Here is a 1,387-nt window from a genome sequence, read left to right as displayed (position 1 = left end):
TCAGGCGCAGGAGTGGAATCATGTCTAGAGAAATCGACCGCGCCTGCGAACACGCCGCCGAAATACTGGAACGCCGGATAGCCGCCCATGTTAACCGCCTGGTTTCTGTTTCTGCGTTTGAGTGTGAAGACTGCGGCCGACCTATTCCCGAAGAGCGCCGAATGATTATTGCCGGTGTTACCCGCTGTGCAACCTGCCAGGACGTGTTTGAACTGAAACAAAAACATTACCGGAGTGTGTGAGATGGCCAATAAAACTATTCTGAAATGGGCGGGTTCTAAAAACCGAATAATGGATAAGCTGCTGCCCCATCTGCCCGCCGGCCGTAGACTGGTTGAACCGTTCGCAGGCTCGTGTGCTGTGATGATGAATACGGATTATCCGGCGTATTTAATTTCGGATGCAAACGCGGATTTGATTAATCTGTATCAAAGCATCAAATCTGACTGTGATCAGTTTATAAAAGAGGCGGCAAATTGGTTTGAATTTGTTTTGAATAAAAATGAATTTTATAAACTGAGGGATGTTTTTAATTTCAGTGGTGAATTTTCTGGTAATTTTGCTAATAAATTATCCCGCTCCAGTTTATTTTTAACATTAAATCGCCACTGTTTTAATGGATTATGCCGCTATAACAGCAAGGGTGAATTTAATGTGCCATTTGGTCACTATAAAAAGCCGTATTTCCCCGTTGCTGAAATATGGGCGTTTGCAGAAAAAGCAGAGAAAGCCGACCTGTTGCCTCTGGAATGGCAGGACACATTATCACTGGTCGATTATGGTGATGTGGTTTATTGCGATCCGCCATATTTAACCAACGAGGGTGCATTTACCCAATATCATCACTCCAATTTCAGCCATACTGCGCATGAGGAGTTAGCCGAGAATTTGCGCGCACTGCATGATGAAATCGGTGTGCCTGTGACCGTTTCTAATTCGGTTGCCGCCAAAGAGTTATATTCGGATCTCAGCTTTACTATCCATGAAATCGACGCCCCGCGCACGATTGCCGCCAATGGCAACCGTCAGCCTGCGAAAGAGATTATTGCGGTGTTGGAGGGATATCATGATTGATAGCCGTTGTTATGCTGAAAATACCATTAATGTGATCACCATTTCCGGTGGGAAAGATAGTCTGGCTCAGTGGTTACTGGCTATCGAGAACGGGGTGAAATATGTTGCGGTTTTTGCCGATACCGGGCATGAGCACCCGCAAACAATGGAATATCTGGATTATCTGGAAAGTCATCTGGGAAACATCCAGCGGGTGACCTCCAGAGGGGGGCGCCAGTTTGATCTATTGGCCGACGAAAACGCACAACAGGCGTGTAGTTCAGTATATGCAGGGGTTTGTGAGTGAATTTAGAGCATAATAGCGATGCATTGG

At 46.1% G+C, this 1,387-nt stretch carries 2 protein-coding genes and 1 pseudogene; all 3 read left to right on the top strand.

Annotated features, from left to right (window positions below):
* Positions 1 to 20 precede the first annotated feature (20 nt).
* Positions 21 to 242 (top strand): TraR/DksA family transcriptional regulator, encoded by a 222-nt coding sequence (locus Xentx_RS18015; protein WP_074021862.1) that lies wholly within the window; start codon positions 21 to 23, stop codon positions 240 to 242.
* Between the two features lies 1 nt (position 243).
* Positions 244 to 1,074, top strand: coding sequence for a DNA adenine methylase (locus Xentx_RS18010; RefSeq protein ID WP_074021861.1), 831 nt, complete (start codon positions 244 to 246; stop codon positions 1,072 to 1,074).
* A pseudogene (locus tag Xentx_RS18005) lies at positions 1,067 to 1,297 on the top strand (phosphoadenosine phosphosulfate reductase domain-containing protein); the annotation flags it as partial. The gene Xentx_RS18010 and the pseudogene Xentx_RS18005, both read left to right, overlap by 8 nt.
* Between the last annotated feature and the right edge of the window lie 90 nt (positions 1,298 to 1,387).

This window comes from Xenorhabdus thuongxuanensis (assembly GCF_001908095.1).
Lineage (GTDB): Bacteria > Pseudomonadota > Gammaproteobacteria > Enterobacterales > Enterobacteriaceae > Xenorhabdus > Xenorhabdus thuongxuanensis.
The sequence above is the reverse complement of the archived record's forward strand: the minus strand, read 5'-3'. Positions and strand labels throughout refer to the sequence as shown.